At 60.0% G+C, this 18,945-nt stretch carries 16 protein-coding genes; 7 read left to right on the top strand and 9 right to left on the bottom strand.

The annotated features are described in order from the left end of the window. Window positions 1-291 precede the first annotated feature (291 nt). On the bottom strand, window positions 292-756 hold the full coding sequence (locus ACP7EE_RS26610; RefSeq protein ID WP_426237947.1) for a CopD family protein: 465 nt from the start codon (window positions 754-756) through the stop codon (window positions 292-294). Window positions 757-854: 98 nt separating this feature from the next. Here ACP7EE_RS26610 and dinG point away from each other — a divergent pair, with 98 nt between their 5' ends. From dinG to ACP7EE_RS26580, 6 genes are all read left to right on the top strand, one after another. After that, complete coding sequence (gene dinG / locus ACP7EE_RS26605) at window positions 855-2,999, top strand: ATP-dependent DNA helicase DinG (RefSeq protein WP_426237945.1); 2,145 nt, start codon at window positions 855-857, stop codon at window positions 2,997-2,999. 95 nt (window positions 3,000-3,094) lie between these two features. Further along, window positions 3,095-5,581 carry a beta-galactosidase gene (locus ACP7EE_RS26600; RefSeq protein WP_426237943.1) on the top strand — a complete coding sequence of 829 codons (2,487 nt, stop codon included), beginning with the start codon at window positions 3,095-3,097 and terminating at the stop codon, window positions 5,579-5,581. A gap of 116 nt (window positions 5,582-5,697) precedes the next feature. Further along, window positions 5,698-6,843 carry a serine hydrolase domain-containing protein gene (locus tag ACP7EE_RS26595; protein WP_426237941.1) on the top strand — a complete coding sequence of 382 codons (1,146 nt, stop codon included), beginning with the start codon at window positions 5,698-5,700 and terminating at the stop codon, window positions 6,841-6,843. 113 nt (window positions 6,844-6,956) lie between these two features. Further along, complete coding sequence (locus ACP7EE_RS26590) at window positions 6,957-8,057, top strand: OmpA family protein (protein WP_426237939.1); 1,101 nt, start codon at window positions 6,957-6,959, stop codon at window positions 8,055-8,057. Window positions 8,058-8,081: 24 nt separating this feature from the next. Next, a complete protein-coding gene (pdxH, locus tag ACP7EE_RS26585; RefSeq protein WP_426237937.1) occupies window positions 8,082-8,729 on the top strand; it encodes a pyridoxamine 5'-phosphate oxidase in 648 nt (215 codons plus the stop codon). Between the two features lie 192 nt (window positions 8,730-8,921). Further along, the gene (locus tag ACP7EE_RS26580) at window positions 8,922-9,386 is read left to right on the top strand and encodes a glycine zipper 2TM domain-containing protein (protein WP_214511613.1); all 465 of its coding nucleotides are present in this window, start codon (window positions 8,922-8,924) and stop codon (window positions 9,384-9,386) included. Window positions 9,387-9,700: 314 nt separating this feature from the next. Here ACP7EE_RS26580 and ACP7EE_RS26575 read toward each other — a convergent pair whose 3' ends face one another. The 5 genes from ACP7EE_RS26575 to nhaA form a co-directional block, all read right to left on the bottom strand. Beyond that, entirely contained in the window at window positions 9,701-10,888 is a 1,188-nt protein-coding gene (locus tag ACP7EE_RS26575; RefSeq protein ID WP_426237934.1) for a colicin E3/pyocin S6 family cytotoxin, read from the bottom strand. A 133-nt stretch (window positions 10,889-11,021) separates the two neighbouring features. Further along, window positions 11,022-11,519 carry a hypothetical protein gene (locus ACP7EE_RS26570; RefSeq protein WP_426237932.1) on the bottom strand — a complete coding sequence of 166 codons (498 nt, stop codon included), beginning with the start codon at window positions 11,517-11,519 and terminating at the stop codon, window positions 11,022-11,024. A gap of 116 nt (window positions 11,520-11,635) precedes the next feature. Further along, window positions 11,636-11,890 (bottom strand): colicin E3-like toxin immunity protein, encoded by a 255-nt coding sequence (locus tag ACP7EE_RS26565; RefSeq protein WP_426237930.1) that lies wholly within the window; start codon window positions 11,888-11,890, stop codon window positions 11,636-11,638. A gap of 7 nt (window positions 11,891-11,897) precedes the next feature. Then, window positions 11,898-13,118 carry an S-type pyocin domain-containing protein gene (locus ACP7EE_RS26560; protein WP_426237928.1) on the bottom strand — a complete coding sequence of 407 codons (1,221 nt, stop codon included), beginning with the start codon at window positions 13,116-13,118 and terminating at the stop codon, window positions 11,898-11,900. Between the two features lie 120 nt (window positions 13,119-13,238). Next, window positions 13,239-14,426, bottom strand: a complete 1,188-nt coding sequence (gene nhaA / locus ACP7EE_RS26555; protein WP_426237926.1) for a Na+/H+ antiporter NhaA — start codon at window positions 14,424-14,426, stop codon at window positions 13,239-13,241. A gap of 249 nt (window positions 14,427-14,675) precedes the next feature. On the opposite strand from nhaA, the gene ACP7EE_RS26550 reads away from it, so the two are divergent. Next, window positions 14,676-15,770, top strand: a complete 1,095-nt coding sequence (locus ACP7EE_RS26550; RefSeq protein WP_426237924.1) for a PLP-dependent cysteine synthase family protein — start codon at window positions 14,676-14,678, stop codon at window positions 15,768-15,770. A gap of 151 nt (window positions 15,771-15,921) precedes the next feature. Here the strand turns inward: ACP7EE_RS26550 and ACP7EE_RS26545 are convergent, their stop codons facing one another. The 3 genes from ACP7EE_RS26545 to ACP7EE_RS26535 all read right to left on the bottom strand — a co-directional run bounded on the left by ACP7EE_RS26545 (window position 15,922) and on the right by ACP7EE_RS26535 (window position 18,943). After that, the gene (locus ACP7EE_RS26545) at window positions 15,922-17,535 is read right to left on the bottom strand and encodes an NAD(P)/FAD-dependent oxidoreductase (RefSeq protein WP_420648211.1); all 1,614 of its coding nucleotides are present in this window, start codon (window positions 17,533-17,535) and stop codon (window positions 15,922-15,924) included. Between the two features lie 95 nt (window positions 17,536-17,630). Next, window positions 17,631-18,284 (bottom strand): COG3650 family protein, encoded by a 654-nt coding sequence (locus ACP7EE_RS26540; protein WP_426237922.1) that lies wholly within the window; start codon window positions 18,282-18,284, stop codon window positions 17,631-17,633. A gap of 59 nt (window positions 18,285-18,343) precedes the next feature. Beyond that, entirely contained in the window at window positions 18,344-18,943 is a 600-nt protein-coding gene (locus tag ACP7EE_RS26535; RefSeq protein WP_426237920.1) for a short chain dehydrogenase, read from the bottom strand. Window positions 18,944-18,945: the final 2 nt, after the last annotated feature.

The raw sequence follows: 18,945 nt of genomic DNA, 5'->3' as shown, positions 1-18,945 counted from the left end.
GGACTCTTGATTCCAGGGCATGGTCAGCACCTCCTGACCATGATTGATACCTGTAAACCATGTCCCCGGTCTCAAACGTAAAGGATGTACCCGGTATTTACCCACCCCAGCCCTCTCCCAGAGGGAGAGGGGGCCGACCGAAGTGTCTGGCGTCAAACATCGACCTGAAAAATCGTGGCGATTATGGATTCGGCAGATTTCATTCAAGTCGGCGTACTTCCTGAATATCCCCCAATCAGTCCCCTCTCCCTCCGGGAGAGGGCTAGGGTGAGGGGCTTTTGCTTTTGATTGTCAATACATCGGCCGCGCACCAGCAATTCCCACCAACACCACCCCCACCAACAAATTAATCCCCACCACCCGCCGAATCCGCCCGAGCACCGCAGCACCCGCCGGCCAGTCCTTCGCTTCAACCGCCACGCGCAACTCCGGCAGCATCAAGCCCTGAATCCGGATGAACAGCGCCGTCATGACGATGTACAGCCCGATCATCACCTGCACATATTTCGGCGCGGTCTCAAATCCGACGCCCTGCAAATGCAACATGCCCACGCCGCTGATCGGCAACACGATCACCGCGACCCACACCCAACGGAAAAAACCTTGAAACACTTGCACCCACAGCGTCAGTCGGGCGGGGCCGTCCAGAGCCTTCATAGCCGCGGGGCGCAAGACCATCCAGGCGAAAAACATGCCGCCGACCCACACCAGCGCCGCCAGCAAATGGATCGGATAAACGATGCTAAAAGGTGTCATTGGGGTACTCCGTTCTGCGCAGGATCGATTCGCGGGGTATGATAGCCGCCGATCCGAACCACTGAAAATTTATCCAGCGTTTTTGCGCCCGACGACACATGATCAGCACTGAACTCAAAACCACGATCCAGGGCGCCTACACGCGTTTTCTTGAAGCCAAGAGCCTCAAGCCGCGTTACGGCCAACGCCTGATGATCGCCGAAATCGCCAAAGTCCTCGGGGATATCGACACCGACGACGAAGGCCGGCGCAGTGGCGACCCCGCGATTGTTGCGGTGGAAGCCGGCACCGGTACCGGCAAGACCGTGGCCTACAGCATGGCGGCGATCCCGACGGCCAAGGCCGCCGGCAAGCGTCTGGTGATCGCCACCGCGACCGTCGCCCTGCAAGAGCAGATCGTCTACAAGGATCTGCCCGACCTGATGCGCAACAGCGGGCTGAGCTTCACCTTCGCCCTGGCCAAGGGCCGTGGCCGCTACATGTGCCTGTCCAAGCTCGACATGTTGTTGCAGGAAGGCCACGCGCAAACCGCCACCGCGCAGCTGTTCGAAGAAGAAGGCTTCAAGATCGAGGTCGACGAGGCCAGTCAGAAGCTGTTCACCAGCATGATCGAGAAGCTCGCCGGCAATAAGTGGGACGGCGACCGTGACAGTTGGTCGACCGCGCTGGAAGACGCCGACTGGGCGCGCCTGACCACCGATCACAGCCAGTGCACCAACCGCCATTGCCCGAACTTCGGCCAGTGCGCCTTCTACAAGGCCCGCGAAGGCATGGGCAAGGTTGACGTGATCGTCACCAACCACGACATGGTGCTGGCCGACCTGGCGCTCGGCGGCGGGGCAGTGTTGCCCGATCCGCGCGACACTATTTACGTGTTCGACGAAGGCCACCATTTGCCGGACAAGGCCATCGGTCACTTCGCGCACTACACGCGCCTGCGCTCGACCGCCGACTGGCTGGAAACCACCGCCAAGAACCTCACCAAATTGCTCGCCCAGCATCCGCTGCCGGGCGATCTGGGCAAGTTGATCGAGCAAGTGCCGGAGCTGGCGCGCGAGATCAAGACTCAGCAGCAATTCATGTTCAGTGCCTGCGAGCAGGTCGCCGATTTCAAGCCCGGTGAAGACGTCGAAGGCCGCGAGCGGCCGCGCCACCGCTTTGTCGGCGGGGTGATCCCTGACCATATGCGCGAAATGGGCATCGAGCTGAAGAAGGGCTTTTCCCGTCTCACCGATCTGTTTACGCGTCTTACCGACCTGCTCAAGGAAGGCATGGACGGCGAGGTCAACATCGGCATCGCCAGCAATCAGGCCGAGGAATGGTATCCGCTGTTCGGCAGTCTGCTGTCGCGCGCCTCCGGCAACTGGGAGCTGTGGACGGCGTTCACCGTCGAAGACCCGGAAGACAACCCGCCGATGGCGCGTTGGCTGACCTTGGCTGAAAGTGGTTCGCTGTTCGACATCGAGGTCAATGCCAGCCCGATCCTGGCGGCGGAAATGCTTCGGCGCAATCTGTGGAACGTGGCGTATGGCTGTCTGGTGACCTCGGCGACGCTGACCGCTCTCGGCACCTTCGACCGTTTCCGCATGCGCGCCGGTCTGCCGAAAAAAGCCGTCACCGCTGTCGTGCCGAGCCCATTCCATCACGCTGATGCCGGCGTGCTGCGGGTGCCGGATCTGAAGGCCGATCCGCGCGATGCCGCCGCGCACACCGCGGCGATCATCCGTGATCTGCCGGATCTGGTCGAAGGCTCGCGCGGCACGCTGGTGCTGTTCTCTTCACGCAAACAGATGCAGGACGTGTTCGACGGCCTCGACCGCGACTGGCGCAAGCAAGTGTTCATTCAAGGCAACCTGTCGAAACAGGAAACCCTGAACAAGCACAAGGCGCGGGTCGATGGCGGCGATTCCAGCGTACTGTTTGGCCTGGCGAGTTTCGCTGAAGGCGTGGATTTGCCCGGCGCGTATTGCGAGCACGTCGTGATCGCGAAGATCCCGTTCTCGGTGCCGGATGATCCGGTCGAAGCCGCACTGGCCGAGTGGATCGAAGCCCGTGGCGGTAATCCGTTCATGGAGATCTCGGTGCCGGATGCTTCGCTGAAGCTGGTTCAGGCCTGCGGCCGACTGCTGCGCACCGAAGAAGATCGCGGCACCATCACCTTGCTTGATCGGCGGCTGGTCACCCAGCGCTATGGCAAGGCGATCCTCAATGCATTGCCTCCTTTCCGTCGTGAAATATCCTGAGACATCGGTGGGCAGTTTTGCCCGCCGTGTTGTCTATCTCTCTGCCATCGCTTTTCCATTGGCCATTGTTGGTCGTTAGGGAGAACTCCGTTCTTATGATCCGCCGTTCGCTGCCTGCCGTTTTTGCCTTGATCTTCGCCGCCCCTCTGCTGGCAGCGCCTGCCGCTCAGCAGACGCTGTTCAACTTTGTGCGCCCGGCCGATGTGGTCAAAGTGGTCACCGAAAACGCCGATCTGCCACAGGCCAATGCCGAGCAGACCGCCGAGGGCGAAGTGCTGCGCCGGGTCACGTTCAATCCGGTCGAGCGGCCAACCTTGCGTCTGACGCCGCAGACTGGTGCGTGGGACTGGTCGCAGTCGGGGATGATGAGTCTGCGTGTGCAGAGTGCGATGAACTGGGCGGTGACGGTTTACGTGCAGATTCAGAGCAACGATGGCAAGACCTTGGTCAGCCGCGTCGATCTGCCGGCTGGCCCGGCGCAGACGTTGCTGGTGCCATTGGTTGCGAACTCGCCGCTCAGCCAAGGGATGAAGGCCGGGCCGCCGATGCCGATCACCCTCGATGGACAGCGGATTTTGCTGGCAAGCAGCAGCGGTGAACTGGACCGCAGCAATGTGGTGTCGGTGAGCCTGTCGATGGATCAGCCGAAAGCCGCGCAGAGTCTGCTGCTCGAGCGCTTCGGCGTGCAGAACGGCGATGCGGTGATCAAAGCTGCGTATGGCAATCTGGTCGACGCCTACGGTCAGTCGACCCGCAGCAAGTGGCCGGAAAAAGTCGCCAGTGACGAACAACTGAAATCCGCCGCCAGCAAAGAACAGCAACAGCTGAAAACCTGGCTGGCCGAGCGCGACAAATCCTCGCTGGACAAGTTTGGCGGCTGGAGCAAAGGCCCGGCGTTCAAGGCCAGCGGCTTCTTCCGTACGGAAAAACGTGACGGCCGCTGGTATCTGGTGACGCCGGAAGGCCACCCGTTCTATTCCCTTGGCGTGAACACCGTCAGCCCCGAGGTCAACCAGACTTACGTGGCCGGGCGCGAGTGGATGTTCGAATCCCTGCCCAAAGCCGACGAGCCACTGGCCAGCCACTTTGGCGAAGGCGACAACCGTGGCGGCAACGGCGTCGATCAGGGGCGCAGCTATAACGCCGGGCGCTGGTACGATTTCTACGGCGCCAACCTGCAACGCCTGTATGGCGAACCGTGCAAATCCGATAGCGACAGCAAGGCTGGGGTCGCGGCAGCAGCCAAGGCCAGTGCGGCCGAGGAAACGACGGTCAACGCCGCCGAGCCGGTGGCCGCGTCTGAACAACCGAATGCCGGAGTCGCCGAGTCGGCCAAGACTGCGACACCTCAGCAGCCCGCCGCCGCGCCGTGCAAAGCCACGTTCGACGAACCGCGCTGGACCCATCACACCCTTGATCGCTTGCAAGCCTGGGGTTTCAACACCGTTGGCAACTGGAGCGAGGACACGCTCGGCGACGCCGAACGTGTGCCGTACACCTTGCCGCTGTCGATCGTCGGCGACTACACCAGCATCAGCACCGGCAATGACTGGTGGGGCGCCATGCCCGATCCGTTTGACCCGCGTTTCGCCATGGCCACCGAACGCGCCGTGGCCATCGCTGCTCGCGACCACCGCGACGATCCGTGGCTGATCGGCTACTTCGCCGACAACGAACTGGCCTGGGCCGGCGCGGGCGCCGATCCGAAAGCGCGCTATGCGCTGGCTTATGGCACCTTGAAGATGACCACCGACGTGCCGGCCAAGCGTGCGTTTCTCAAGCAGTTGCGTGACAAGTACCGCAATCAGGCGGGATTGTCCAAGGCTTGGGGCATCGATCTACCGGCGTGGGAATTGATGGAAGATCCGGGTTTTGTGCCGCCACTGCCGAGCGCTGAACACCCGGAAATCGAAGCCGATTTCAAATACTTCCAGCAGGTATTTGCCGATACCTACTTCAAGACCATTTCCGACTCGCTGAAATGGCACGCACCGAATCAGTTGCTGCTCGGCGGCCGCTTCGCCAGCAGCACCCCGGAAGCCGTGAACGCCTGTGCGCAATATTGCGACGTGCTGAGTTTCAACATGTACACCCTGCAACCGCAGGACGGTTACGACTTCGCCGTGCTGCGCAATCTGGACAAACCGGTGCTGATCACCGAGTTCAACTTCGGCTCGACTGATCGTGGTCCGTTCTGGGGCGGCGTGACGCAATTGGCCAAAGAAGAAGATCGCGGCGCGGCCTATGCGAACTTCCTCAAGCATGCCTTGAGTGAACCGTCGATTGTCGGCGTGCACTGGTTCCAGTATCTCGATCAACCAGTGACCGGGCGTTTGCTCGATGGCGAGAATGGCCACTTTGGCCTGGTCGGCGTGACCGATCTGCCGTTCCAGGGCTTTGTCGAGGCAGTGCGCAAGAGCAATCTGGCGACGGTTGATCAGTTGGCGAAAGAAGCTGAAAAAGCCGCGCAGACCGCCGACAAGGCCAGCCACGACGCCGAGGGCGGACGCAAAGCCGACGCCGGAAAGGGCCCGGGGCAGGGTGCCGGGCACGTCGGTGGGCATTCGGGCAAAGGCCAGTGATCACAAATGGCGCAGGCTCAGGCCTGCGACCGCCCGGCCCACAGCTGTTCCCAAAACCCTCAAGGGCTGGAACAATGCGGGCCACTTTGTAGAGCGTTTTCGAAGGGGAGTTGCGGGTGCAGATTCAGGGACATTACGAGCTTCAGTTCGAAGCAGTGCGCGAAGCTTTCGCCGCACTGTTCGAAGATCCCCAGGAACGCGGTGCAGCCTTGTGCATTCAGGTCGGCGGGGAAACCGTTATCGATCTCTGGGCCGGCACGTCCGACAAGGACGGCGCTGAAGCCTGGCACAGCGACACCATCGCCAATCTGTTCTCCTGCACCAAGACTTTCACCGCCGTCACCGCGCTGCAACTGGTCGCCGAAGGCAAGCTGCAACTCGACGCTCCGGTCGCGCGTTATTGGCCGGAATTCGCTGCTGCCGGCAAAGAATCTGTAACCCTGCGCCAATTGCTCTGCCACCAGGCCGGACTGCCAGCCCTGCGTGAACTGCTGGCGCCAGAAGCCTTGTACGAGTGGCAAACCATGGTCGATGCCCTCGCGGGCGAAGCGCCATGGTGGGCGCCGGGTACCGGTCATGGTTATGCCGCGATCACTTACGGTTGGCTGGTCGGCGAATTGTTGCGTCGCGCTGATGGCCGTGGGCCGGGCGAATCGATCGTCGCGCGAGTGGCCAAACCGCTGGGGCTGGATTTCCATGTCGGCCTGGCTGACGAAGAATTCCACCGCGTGGCCCACATCGCCCGCGGCAAGGGCAATAGCGGCGACGCCGCGGCCCAGCGCCTGCTGCAAGTGACCATGCGCGAACCGACCGCCATGACTACCCGTGCCTTCACCAATCCGCCTTCAGTGCTGACCAGCACCAACAAAGCGGAATGGCAGCGCATGCAGCAACCGGCGGCCAACGGCCACGGCAATGCGCGCAGTCTGGCCGGCTTCTACGCCGGTCTGCTCGACGGCAGCCTGCTGGAAAGCGAAATGCTCGACGAGCTGACCCGCGAACACAGCCTCGGCGATGACAAGACTCTGCTGACCCAGACCCGTTTCGGCCTGGGTTGCATGCTCGATCAACCTGACGTGCCAAACGCGACTTACGGCCTCGGCCCGCGCGCGTTCGGTCACCCGGGGGCGGGCGGGTCCATCGGTTTTGCTGATCCGGAGCATGATGTCGCCTTCGGTTTCGTGACAAATACCCTTGGGCCATACGTTTTGATGGATCCGCGTGCGCAGAAGCTTGCGCGGGTACTTGCCACTTGTCTGTAAAGTTTCAACTGAGGCTCCAGGGCCGGAACCTCATGCAGTTTTTCGATTCAAAGCGTCTGTTTATCCGGGCGAAAGTGCTCTGATTTTCCTTTACTTCATTTTGTGGGTTTCCAATGTCGTCCAAACAAACTCTCGCCCTGGCCCTGTGTTTTGCGATTACCGGTTGTGCTCAGACCCCAGCGAATGACGCCGATGGCGGCAGCTGGTGGCCGTTCGGTTCTTCCGACAAGGTCGCGGCCAAAGAGCCAGCAGCGGCTCCGGCTCCGCTGAAGCCTGCCGCTACCGCGCCTGTGGCCAAGGCTGAAAGCAGCAATCCTTGGTACTGGCCGTTTGGTTCGGACGACACCGCAAAGGCCGATGCCAAGCCTGAAGTGAAACCCGAAGCCCAACCGGTCGCCGTCGCCAAGGCTGAAGCCGACGCCGGTGGCAAATGGTGGTGGCCGTTCGGCGGCAAGGATCAGCCAACCGCCAAAGTAGTGCCAATGCCGGACCCGAAAGTTACCCAAGCCTGGCTCGACGATTACGAACCACGTCTGCGTACCGCGATCAAGGACAGCAATCTGCAGCTCGAACGCCGGGACAATGTGCTGGTGGTGACTGCGCCGGTCGAAGGCTCGTTCAACCCGGACCGCCCGGCCATGCTGCTGCCGGTCACCCTTGGCCCGTTCACTCGCGTGGCAAAAATCCTTGAAGCCGATCCGAAAACCGCGGTACTGGTGCTCGGTCACAGCGACAGCTCTGGCGCGGCGCCGGCCAACACCAAATTGAGCCAGGAGCGTGCCCAGGCCATCGCGGCGATTTTCCGTCTCAGCGGCTTGCAGCGTGATCGCCTGATGCTGCGTGGCATGGGTTCCGAAGCGCCGCGTGCGGCCAACGACAGCGTTGAAGGCCGTGCCCTGAACCGTCGTGTCGAATTGCTGGTAACCCCGCAGAACACCATGGTTGCGCTGCTCAGCAAGTACAACATGCCAGCCCCGAAACCAGTGACCATGGTCGCTGCGCAGGACGTCAAGCCAGTCGCCAAACCAGTGACTCCGGCACCGGCCGTCAAGAAAGCCGCTGTGCCAGCCACGAAAAAGGCTCCAGCGAAGAAGGCCGCAGCCAAGGCTCCAGCCAAGAAGGCCCCGGCCAAAGCGCCAGCGAAAAAGACCGCTCCAGCCAAAGCCGCCGCGACCGACAAGAAAGTCGCCGCTGCCGATGCCGCGAAGAAGTAATCCGCTAACGAAAAGGAATGCGCCATGACCCAGGCCCTGGCAGATATGCGTCGTGATTACACCCGTGATGGCCTGACCGAGGCGCAAGCCCCGGCCGAGCCGTTCGCGCTGTTTCACCAGTGGTTCGCCGACGCGGTGAAAACCGAACAGGCACCGGTGGAGGCCAACGCCATGACCCTGGCCACGGTCGATGCGGACGGACGTCCGCATTGCCGCATTCTGCTGCTCAAGGGCCTGGACGCGCAGGGCTTCACCTTTTTCACCAACTACGAAAGTGCCAAGGGGCAGCATCTGGCGGTCAATCCGTTTGCCGCCATGACGTTCTTCTGGCCGACGCTGGAACGTCAGGTGCGCATCGAGGGGCGGGTGGTCAAGGTCACGCCTGAAGAGTCCGATGCTTATTATCAGGTACGTCCGCTGGGCAGCCGTCTCGGCGCCTGGGCTTCACCGCAGAGCCGGGTGATCAACGGCCGTGGTGAACTGGAAGATCTGCTCAAGGCTACCGAGCAACGCTTCAGCGATACCCAGCCCGACTGCCCGCAACATTGGGGCGGATACCGCTTGCTGCCGGAGCGCATCGAGTTCTGGCAGGGCCGTTCGAGCCGTCTGCATGATCGCCTCAACTACCGCTCGCAGGGCACCGACTGGATTCTTGAACGACTGGCACCCTGAGCAGTCTACCGAGCGGGATAGCCTTAACAGCGGCTCGCAACGGTGCAGGTTGTCGAATTTGGCGCTACTGTTGGGTGACTTCGTGCAAGGCCCTGTACCAGGCCTGAATGAAACCCATTTTATCCGCGCAGCGCCGTGACACGCGCCAAGCTGCGGAGTTTAATGAATACCTGTCCTTTTGGAGTTGATGCTATGCGTAAGTCTGTTCTGCTGGTTGCTTCCTTTTCCACGATGGCGATGTTGCTCACTGGCTGCCAATCGAGCCTGACCGGTGACTCCTACTCCCGTGACGAAGCGCGTCGTGTGCAGACGATTCGCATGGGCACCATCGAATCCCTGCGACCGGTGAAAATCGAAGGCACCAAGACTCCGATTGGCGGCGCAGCCGGTGCAGTGGTCGGCGGCGTTGGCGGCAGCGCCATCGGCGGTGGTCGCGGCAGTATCGTTGCAGCGGTGATCGGCGCAGTGGCCGGTGGTCTGCTGGGTTCGGCTACCGAAGAAGGCCTGACCCGTACGCAAGGCGTGGAAATCACCGTGCGCGAAGACGACGGCAGCATGCGCGCCTATGTGCAGCAGGTTCAGGAAAATGAAGTGTTCCGCGTTGGCGAGCGGGTACGGATTTCGACTGTTGACGGGACCAGCCGCGTTTCGCACTAAGCGGGAACGAGCGGTAAAAGAAAACCCCGATCAGGTGACTGGTCGGGGTTTTTTGTTTGTTCAAGCTTTCGATGTCAGTGAGTATCAGTCCGCTCAGAGTTGTGATGTTAGGTACAAGTCAAGATCTGGCGGAAGACTCAAGGCGCATGCTTTTTCAATATCAATAATCTGTTGTGACGTCAGTTTGTAGTCATGCAGAGAATCCTCATCATTCCTCCAACCCATAATTCGCTTCAGGTCCAAAGTAGCGATGGAGATGGTCTGCTCATAGAGAGGAAAATCCTCCCCTGTTTTAACTCCCATTATTCGATGTGTCATGGTTCTACCCACCTCGTCGGATCCGCTGGTTTCGTCTGTTCTCCTGTTTCGTGGTTGAACTCACCCAAATGTTTTCCACGCTTTGTGTATTTTTCTATTGCCCCATGTCGAAAGTCCCATTCATAAATTATGCCGCCTCTATCTTTCCAGCGCGGACGTAACCCACCACCACCTTTTATTGGCGTTTTTGGTGTGGCCCAGCGGGCATCGGGATATGCAGGCAAGTTGTTGGGTTTTTGGTGGTAGTCGCCATGTGACAAATTCACCACAATGTAAACCGGCCGAACTCCTGATCCCACCGGAAAAACCAATATGAAATCCCGATACTCCGGCGGATAAACCGGGTTCACCAGAATCCCGTCCGCCGCTTTCGTCGGTGGATACACCCAGATATGCGGCGCTTGCGGAGCCGCTTCGAGGGCGGGGATGCCGAGGACGTCGGCGCCGTCCACGGCGGGCGTCCAGATCAGTTCAATACCTTCGCCAAGGTCTGCAACAAAGCGGCTGTCGCGTGGCGTGAAATGCACCACATCGACCATTTCCCAGTCGCGATTCTTACCCGTGTAGAAACCATAGCCCTTGAGGGTGCCGTCAGCCTGTTGTTCGATCCTCAGGCGAACGCGTGTCCGCGCCTGTTTCAGACTGCGCAGTTGTTCTTCGGTATACAGGGCGCTGTCGCCAAGGGTTGGCGTCCAGAACAAAGCGACCAGACCGGCGAGTGCAGCGGCTCCGCCTGCGCCGAGCGCTGCGATGTTTGATGTCGCGAGCGCCGGGATCCGCAGGGCGAGCTTGCCGAGGTCCAGCGACACGGTGCTGCCACCGATCGCTTCCAGACGCAGCATGCCCGCAGCGTCCACTTCGCGGGCGCCGAGCCAGGCGATGTCGCCGTAGTCCTTCAGGCTATCGGTCGGCACCATCCCCGAAGGATTCGCGTAATCAATGATCGCGTCCGGCAGCTTGCAGGATTTGGCGAACACGCAGCCGGCGCGCACCGGCGTAGGCTTTTTCGCCGCTATCTCGCGGCTGCGCTCGAAAGCTTCCTGCCGTGCCAGCATGGCGTCATAGGTTTTTTGACGTTGTTCGCGCTCGGCCAGTTCGCTGGCCGTCATATAGCGGTGGGTGACGAAATGTCCGTCGCCCTCACCGGGTTTGGGGATGCGGGGAATGTCCTTTTGACCAGCCACTGATTGTCCTTTCGTTCATGCATCGGCAACCCCTCGAAAGGGGCTGCACGACGTTAACGAAGCGGGAAATCTGTGGCTGTAGGACGCGTCTCTAAAGACGTGGGGATTGTTCGACTTGTTGTCGTGTGGGAGGTCAGGTCGACGGTGTGATGTAATTTCTAGCAGAGCCCTGTTCCTTCAAAGCAATATCGATCACTTGCTCCGGTGTCAGCTCCCGCATGTTGTCTCCGTCGCCGAAATACTCCCCAGGCCAGTAAATAAGGTCACTGATTCGTTCGTTGGGCAGGTTGAGTTCAAGCATGTTCAACCAAAAGCCAATTGCGTGCTCAGCGCCATCACATTCCATAACCCTTCGAGCGAGCTCTACCAGCTCAGGCAAGGTGATGTCTGTCAGGTGTTTCTCATAGGGTTGAGCGAGAATCTGACGGACCCATGTGTCGTGATCCTGCCCTCCATATATGCCCTGAAAGTCTATGAACCTCAGGTTTGTCATTGCCCGCCGATTGAACTCTGCTAACTTAACGACGGTTTGGTGTTCACATCCACCATCAATCTCGGCTGCAAGGTCTGCGAGCTCCGTTACGGCCGATTCATCGAGCTGTGGTGGCATTAACTCAAGACGTAGTTCCATTACTTATCCTTACGTTTTACCAGGTTTCGTTGTATTCATAGCGTCTTCGCATTAAGCGGGAGCAAGCGGTGCAAGAAAATCCCGATCAGGTGACTGGTCGGGGTTTTTTTTGATTCCTACCAACGATCGCGATAGACAAACGATATCTGGTAGTCGTAAGACGAAAATTCGATTGCATGCTTGAAGTGGGTCTGGAGAACATCGATCCATTCGGTTTTAACATTAAATCCGCCAATGTTGATGTTATTGGCGATCGGCAGCCCCAATGCTTCGATCAAAGAGCCATCGTCACCAAAATCTTTGGATAACTCTTCTCCTTCCCCTATCTCGGTTTTCTTGTCGTACCACTCAAGTCTGGCTTTGAGTCCCATGTATTCCTCACAAGTATTTTTTGATACTGCGGTTCTTTTTTGGCGGATCTATTTGCTCGCCGGTTATGTGGTCGAAGGAACCCAAGTGGCTGCCATCACTTGAGCGGTAGGCTTCAAGTTCTCCATGCAGATAGTCCCATTCGTAGATTATTCGGCCCTTTGCATTGATCCAGCGATCACGAAGCCCACCGTTGAAAGGTGTTTTCTTTTTTGCTCTTTTCAAGTCAGGAAATGCGGTAATTTCCTCCGTTTCCGGGGCCGGATGGTAGGTGTGTCCCGCCTCTGCGGTGCCTTTCGCCCGAGTGTTAACAACAATATAAAGCGGCCGAACCCCCGACCCGACCGGAAACACCAATATGAAATCCCGATACTCCGGCGGATAAACCGGGTTCACCAGAATCCCGTCCGCCGCTTTCGTCGGTGGATACACCCAGATATGCGGCGCTTGCGGAGCCGCTTCGAGGGCGGGGATGCCGAGGATGTCGGCGCCGTCCACGGCGGGTGTCCAGATCAGTTCAATACCTTCGCCAAGGTCTGCAACAAAGCGGCTGTCGCGTGGCGCGAAATGCACCACATCGACCATTTCCCAGTCGCGATTCTTACCCGTGTAGAAACCATAGCCCTTGAGGGTGCCGTCAGCCTGTTGCTCGATCCTCAGGCGAACGCGTGTCCGTGCCTGTTTCAGACTGCGCAGTTGTTCTTCGGTATACAGGGCGCTGTCGCCAAGGGTTGGCGTCCAGAGCAAAGCGACCAGACCGGCGAGTGCAGCGGCTCCGCCTGCGCCGAGCGCTGCAATGTTTGATGTTGCGAGCGCCGGGGTTCGCAGGGCGAGCCTGCCGAGTTCCAATGGAACGGTGCTGCCACTGATCGCTTCCAGGTTCAGCAGGCCCGCTTCATCCACTTCGCGGGCGCCGAGCCAGGCGATTTCGCCGTAGTCTTTCAGGCTATCGGTCGGCACCATCCCTGAAGGATTCGAGTAATCAATGATCGCGTCCGGCAGTTTGCAGGACTTGGCAAACACGCACCCGGCGCGCTCCGGCGCAGGCTTTTTCGCCGCTATCTCACGGCTGCGCTCGAAAGCTTCCTGCCGTGCCAGCATGGCGTCATAGGTGTTTTGACGTTTTTCCCGTTCGGCCAGTTCGCTGGCCGTCATATAGCGGTGGGTGACGAAATGTCCGTCGCCCTCACCGGGTTTGGGGATCCGGGGAATGTCCTTTTGACCAGCCACTGATTGTCCTTTCGTTCATGCATCGGCAGCCCCTCGAAAGGGGCTGCACGACGTTAACGAAGCGGGAAATCTGTGGCTGTAGGACGCGTCTCTAAAGACGTGGGGATTGTTCGCTTTGAATCAGGAAGGCAGCGCCGGGTTCCTTTTGCTAGCCGCCAACGTCACCGCATAACCAATCAACGCAGCGAATAGCGAGCCGGTCAGAATGCCCATCCGATCCATCCCGGCGAACTCGCTGGCGCCGGGCACGAAGGCCAGGGAGCCGACAAACAGGCTCATGGTGAAGCCAATGCCGCAGAGGATCGCCACGCCCAACACCTGGCCCCAGTTCGCGCCTTGCGGCAGGGAAGCGATGCCGATTTTGACCGCGAGCCAGGTCAGGCCGAACACGCCGACGGTCTTGCCCAGCAGCAGGCCGACGGCAATGCCCATCGGCACATGATGGGTGAAGCTTTCGACGGTCACACCGCTCAGCGACAGGCCGGCGTTGGCGAAGGCGAACAGCGGCAGAATGCCGTAAGCGACCCACGGATGCAGCGCGTGTTCGAGTGTCAGCAGCGGCGACGGCTCGGCGTTTTTCGTGCGCAGCGGGATGCAGAACGCCAGCGTCACACCGGCCAGCGTCGCGTGGACGCCGCTCTTCAATACGCAGACCCACAAAATCAAACCGATGATCATGTACGGGCCGAGCTTGACCACCCCGAGCCGGTTCATTGCCACCAGTGACGCGATGCACGCTGCGGCCAAGCCCAGCGACAGGGTCGACAGTTCCCCGGAGTAGAAAATCGCGATGATCACGATGGCGCCGAGGTCATCGATTATCGCCAGGGTCATCAGGAACAACTTCAGCGACACCGGTACGCGCTTGCCGAGCAAAGCCAGCACGCCAAGGGCGAAGGCGATGTCTGTCGCGGTCGGGATCGCCCAGCCATCGAGGGCCGCCGGATTGTGGCGGTTGAGGAACCAGTAGATCAGCGCCGGCACCAGCATACCGCCAATTGCCGCTGCGCCGGGCAGGACGATCTGCGACGGTTTCGACAGCTGTCCGTCAAGCACTTCGCGCTTCACTTCGAGGCCGATCAGCAGGAAAAACAGCGCCATCAGGCCGTCGTTGATCCACAGCAGCAGGGGTTTGGCGATCTTCAACGCACCGATCTGCGCCACCACCGGGGTGTCGAGCAGGCCGTTATACAACCACGACAACGGCGAGTTGTTGATGATCAAAGCCAGAATGGCCGCGGCGATCAGTAATAGACCGCTGGCAGCTTCCAACTGAAAGAAACGCGTGAAAGTGCTACGCAGAGGCAAGGTCGCTCTCCATCGATTAAGGCAAAAGGTGGCACACCCTAACCCGTACCGTTAGTTGTTAAAACAAAAGTTATATTCTTTTTTGTTATATGCCGTTACAGAGCATCAGGTCGATGTGCAGCAGAGCCTAGCAGTTGCCAAAGGTATTGAAGCTCAGCTGTATCTGTCGTTGCTGCAGGATTTTTCCTAAGCTTGGGGGCTGAGCCTGTGACGAGGCGCCTCCTGCCCGATTCAACGAGAACAACCGCCATGAGCAACAACCGACAGTGGGCCCGCGAAGCCATCCGCATCATCGAAGCCGACTTCCAGCGCAGCGCCGACACGCATTTGATCCCGTTGTCGCTGCCGGGTTTTCCCGGTATCGAGTTGTACTTCAAGGATGAATCGAGCCATCCCACCGGCAGCCTTAAACATCGGCTGGCGCGATCGCTGTTTCTCTACGCCTTGTGTAATGGCTGGCTCAAACCCGGAGCGCCGGTGATCGAGGCATCCAGCGGTTCGACGGCGATTTCCGAGGCGTATTTCGCGCGCATGCTCGGGCTGCCGTTTATTGCGGTGATGCCGGCGACCACCTCGAAAGAGAAGATCGCGCAGATCGCTTTCTACGGCGGCAAAAGCCACCTGGTGGATGATCCGACGCAGATCTACGCCGAATCCGAACGACTGGCCCGCGAGCACGACGGCCACTTCATCGACCAGTTCACCTACGCCGAACGTGCCACCGACTGGCGGGCGAACAACAACATCGCCGAGTCGATCTTCCAGCAGATGCGCTATGAGCAACACCCGGAACCGAGCTGGCTGATTTCCAGCCCCGGCACCGGCGGCACCACCGCGACCCTCGGCCGCTATGTGCGTTACCGCCAGCACTGCACGCGCGTGCTGTGCGCTGATGCCGAGCGTTCGGTGTTCTTCGACTTCTATCGGACGGGAGACGCGAGTTTGCGTCTGGATCACGGTTCGCGGATTGAAGGCATTGGCCGGCCACGGGTGGAAGCGTCGTTCCTGCCCAAGGTGATCGATGCGATGGTAAAAGTGCCGGACGCCTTGTCGCTGGCGGCCATGCATTATCTGGCGCAGCGGCTGGGGCGGCATGTCGGCGGGTCGAGCGGGACCAATCTGATCGGCGCGTTGATGGCAGCGCAGCAGATGAAAGCGGCGGGGGAGTCGGGGTCGATCGTGGCGATTCTGTGCGATGGCGGCGAGAGGTATGCCGACACTTATTACGATCAGGATTGGCTCAAGGCTCAGGGATATGAGTTGAGCGGGTTGATCGCTGCGGTAGCAGCGAGCGCGGAGCGTGGGGAAGCGCTGCCGACTTCAGTGTTGCGCGCGAATATCTGACAAACCCTATAACTAAATGTGGGAGCTGCGGTGCGACGATTCGACTTGCCAGCGATAGCGGAGGATCAGTCAACATCAATGTTGAATCTGAGTCCGTCATCGCTGGCAAGCCAGCTCCCACAGGGTTTTGTATTGCTTCAAAGCTTGTGTATCAGGCGTCCAGGCCAAGAATATCGCGAGCCACTGCTTCAGCAATGCGAATCCCGTCAACACCCGCCGACAGAATCCCGCCCGCATAACCGGCGCCTTCACCCGCCGGGAACAGACCTTTCACATTCATGCTCTGCAACGTCGCATCACGAGTAATGCGCAGCGGCGAGGACGTGCGCGTCTCGATCCCGGTCAGCACCGCATCGTGCAGCGAATAACCGCGAATCTGCTTCTCGAACGCCGGCAGTGCTTCGCGAATCGCTTCGATAGCAAAGTCGGGCAGCGCCAAGGCCAGATCGCCCAGCGAAACCCCAGGTTTGTAGGATGGCTCGACTTCACCAATGACGGTCGATGGCTTGCCGGCAATGAAGTCGCCGACCAGTTGCGCCGGAGCCTTGTAATCACTGCCGCCGAGAATAAAGGCGTGGGATTCCAGGCGCTCCTGCAACTCGATCCCGGCCAGCGGGCCACCAGGATAATCGACTTCCGGGGTGATGCCGACAACGATCCCGGAGTTGGCGTTGCGCTCGTTACGCGAGTACTGGCTCATGCCGTTGGTGACCACACGGTTCGGCTCGGAGGTCGCCGCCACCACGGTGCCACCCGGACACATGCAGAAGCTGTAGACCGAACGGCCGTTCTTCGCGTGATGCACCAGTTTGTAATCGGCGGCACCGAGTTTCGGGTGGCCGGCGTATTTGCCCAATCGTGCACGATCGATCAACGATTGCGGATGTTCGATGCGGAAACCTACCGAAAACGGTTTGGCTTCCATGAACACACCACGGCTGTGCAGCATGCGGAAGGTGTCGCGGGCGCTGTGACCGAGGGCCAGCACCACATGTTTTGAATGCAGGGTTTCGCCGCTGGCCAGTTCGACGCCGACCAGTTGGCCGTCTTCGATCAGCACGTCGGTGACGCGTTCCTGAAAGCGCACCTCGCCGCCGAGTTCACGGATCTGCTCGCGCATGTTCTCGACCATACCGGTCAGGCGGAAGGTACCAATGTGCGGTTTGCTGACGTAGAGGATTTCTTCCGGCGCGCCGGCCTTGACGAATTCATGCAGGACTTTGCGACCGAGGAACTTCGGATCCTTGATCTGGCTGTACAGCTTGCCGTCGGAGAACGTACCCGCGCCGCCTTCGCCGAACTGCACATTGGACTCGGGGTTAAGCACGCTTTTGCGCCATAGGCCCCAGGTGTCTTTGGTGCGTTGGCGCACTTCGGTGCCGCGTTCGAGGACGATCGGCTTGAAGCCCATTTGCGCCAGCAGCAGGCCGGCAAAAATCCCGCACGGGCCAAAACCGACCACGATCGGCCGTTGGCTCAGGTCGCTCGGCGCCTGGCCGACGAATTTGTAGCTGACATCCGGCGCCGCGTTGACATTGCGGTCGTCGGCGAACTTGGCCAACACCTTGGCCTCATCGCGCACTTCGAGGTCGATGGTGTAGATGAAGCACAGTTCGGAGGATTTTTTGCGCGCATCGTAGCTGCGCTTGAACAAGGTGAAATCGAGCAGGTCATCGCTGGCGATGCCCAGGCGCTGCACGATGGCAGGGCGCAGGTCTTCTTCGGGATGGTCGATCGGCAGCTTGAGTTCAGTGATTCGTAACATGACAGGATCCGGTTCGCGGGGCGCACAACTGCGCCAGGGCGTTTGAAGGCGGCGATTATAAGCCGCAACGGCCGGATCCCGTGAGGGTAAAACGATCAGTCGTTACGCGAACCGCCGAAATACCCGCAACCACGCTGCACCTGGCCGTCGATGCGCAGTTCGGCGCTCATGTGCTGCACGCTGCCGGTGCTGCTGTCGACACAGCGCTGCGGTGCGACCCACAATTCGATGCGCTGATTGTTGGCTTCGCTGCTCAGATTGAAACGGCCATCGCCCGATTGCTCTTCGACGTAGGGCACGGCGAGCGGTGGCTGACCGTCGCGTTCGATGACCATGCCTTTGCCGCTGACTTTGACGTTCCACTCAGGACCATGGCCGGCGGCACGCAAGATCAGCTGTTTAAAGTTTTGATCGTCGCAAGCCGTGCCTGAGCGTTCGACGCGGTACAGCTGCGCCAGGTCGAGACGGTCACCGCTGATTTTGCCGCGCACGTCGGCAAACAGCTTGCCCTGCTCATCGGCGAGGGTCGCGGCCTCTTGCAGGACGCTGGTGCCGCCGATGTCATTGACGATTAACTGGCGCTGCTCGTGGCAGGGCTGGAACAGCAGTTTGCCGTCGGCAGCGGTCAGTTGACCCTGCATGCGGGTCTGGCCGACATGCGAGGCGCTTTCGCGCTGGCCATCAAACAATTGGCAGGCGGCAAACAATGGCAGCAAGGCAGCAACGATCAGGCAACGGGCAACACGCATCTTCGGCTCTCCAGACAAGTGCCGCCACGTTACGCAGCCTGACCGTTCATCACAAGGGTTTAGCCCACGTGAAACGTCTGACCTGTCTGCAAGCCTTCGACACTTTTCGCGTAGGCCAACGCCACATCGGCTGCGGGAACCGGCTTATAGCCGCGGAAATACGGCGCGTAGCTGCCCATCGCTTCAAGCAGAACGGTCGGGCTGATCGAGTTCACGCGCAGGCCGCGCGGCAGTTCGATGGCCGCCGCACGCACGAAGCTGTCGAGTGCGCCGTTGACCAGTGCGGCCGAGGCGCCACTGCGGATCGGGTCGTGGCTGAGCACGCCAGTAGTGAAGGTGAACGAGGCGCCGTCGTTGGCGAATTCGCGGCCGATCAGCAGCAGATTGACCTGGCCCATCAGCTTGTCTTTCAGACCCAGTGCAAAGCTGTCTGCGTCCATATCGGCCAGTGGCGCGAAGGTCACGTTGCCAGCTGCGCAGATCAGTGCGTCGAACTTGCCGGTCTGCTCGAACAGCTTGCGAATCGATGCGCTGTCGCTGATATCGACCTTGAAATCACCGCTGCTGCGACCGATTCGAATGACTTCGTGACGTTGCGACAGTTCTTTGTCCACGGCCGAACCGATGGTGCCGCCAGCGCCGATCAACAGGATTTTCATTG

This window comes from Pseudomonas sp. TWP3-2, assembly GCF_049897765.1.
Lineage (GTDB): Bacteria > Pseudomonadota > Gammaproteobacteria > Pseudomonadales > Pseudomonadaceae > Aquipseudomonas.
The sequence above is the reverse complement of the archived record's forward strand: the minus strand, read 5'-3'. Positions and strand labels throughout refer to the sequence as shown.

What these genes read in the sequence shown, in the direction of transcription:
- ACP7EE_RS26550 (WP_426237924.1), top strand. Translation starts at nt 14,676, where the DNA reads ATGAGCAACAACCGACAGTGGGCCCGCGAAGCCATCCGCATCATCGAA.
- ACP7EE_RS26600 (WP_426237943.1), top strand. Translation starts at nt 3,095, where the DNA reads ATGATCCGCCGTTCGCTGCCTGCCGTTTTTGCCTTGATCTTCGCCGCC.
- ACP7EE_RS26545 (WP_420648211.1), bottom strand. Translation starts at nt 17,535, where the DNA reads ATGTTACGAATCACTGAACTCAAGCTGCCGATCGACCATCCCGAAGAA.
- ACP7EE_RS26570 (WP_426237932.1), bottom strand. Translation starts at nt 11,519, where the DNA reads ATGGAACTACGTCTTGAGTTAATGCCACCACAGCTCGATGAATCGGCC.
- ACP7EE_RS26565 (WP_426237930.1), bottom strand. Translation starts at nt 11,890, where the DNA reads ATGGGACTCAAAGCCAGACTTGAGTGGTACGACAAGAAAACCGAGATA.
- ACP7EE_RS26590 (WP_426237939.1), top strand. Translation starts at nt 6,957, where the DNA reads ATGTCGTCCAAACAAACTCTCGCCCTGGCCCTGTGTTTTGCGATTACC.
- pdxH (WP_426237937.1), top strand. Translation starts at nt 8,082, where the DNA reads ATGACCCAGGCCCTGGCAGATATGCGTCGTGATTACACCCGTGATGGC.
- ACP7EE_RS26580 (WP_214511613.1), top strand. Translation starts at nt 8,922, where the DNA reads ATGCGTAAGTCTGTTCTGCTGGTTGCTTCCTTTTCCACGATGGCGATG.
- ACP7EE_RS26610 (WP_426237947.1), bottom strand. Translation starts at nt 756, where the DNA reads ATGACACCTTTTAGCATCGTTTATCCGATCCATTTGCTGGCGGCGCTG.
- dinG (WP_426237945.1), top strand. Translation starts at nt 855, where the DNA reads ATGATCAGCACTGAACTCAAAACCACGATCCAGGGCGCCTACACGCGT.
- ACP7EE_RS26535 (WP_426237920.1), bottom strand. Translation starts at nt 18,943, where the DNA reads ATGAAAATCCTGTTGATCGGCGCTGGCGGCACCATCGGTTCGGCCGTG.
- ACP7EE_RS26540 (WP_426237922.1), bottom strand. Translation starts at nt 18,284, where the DNA reads ATGCGTGTTGCCCGTTGCCTGATCGTTGCTGCCTTGCTGCCATTGTTT.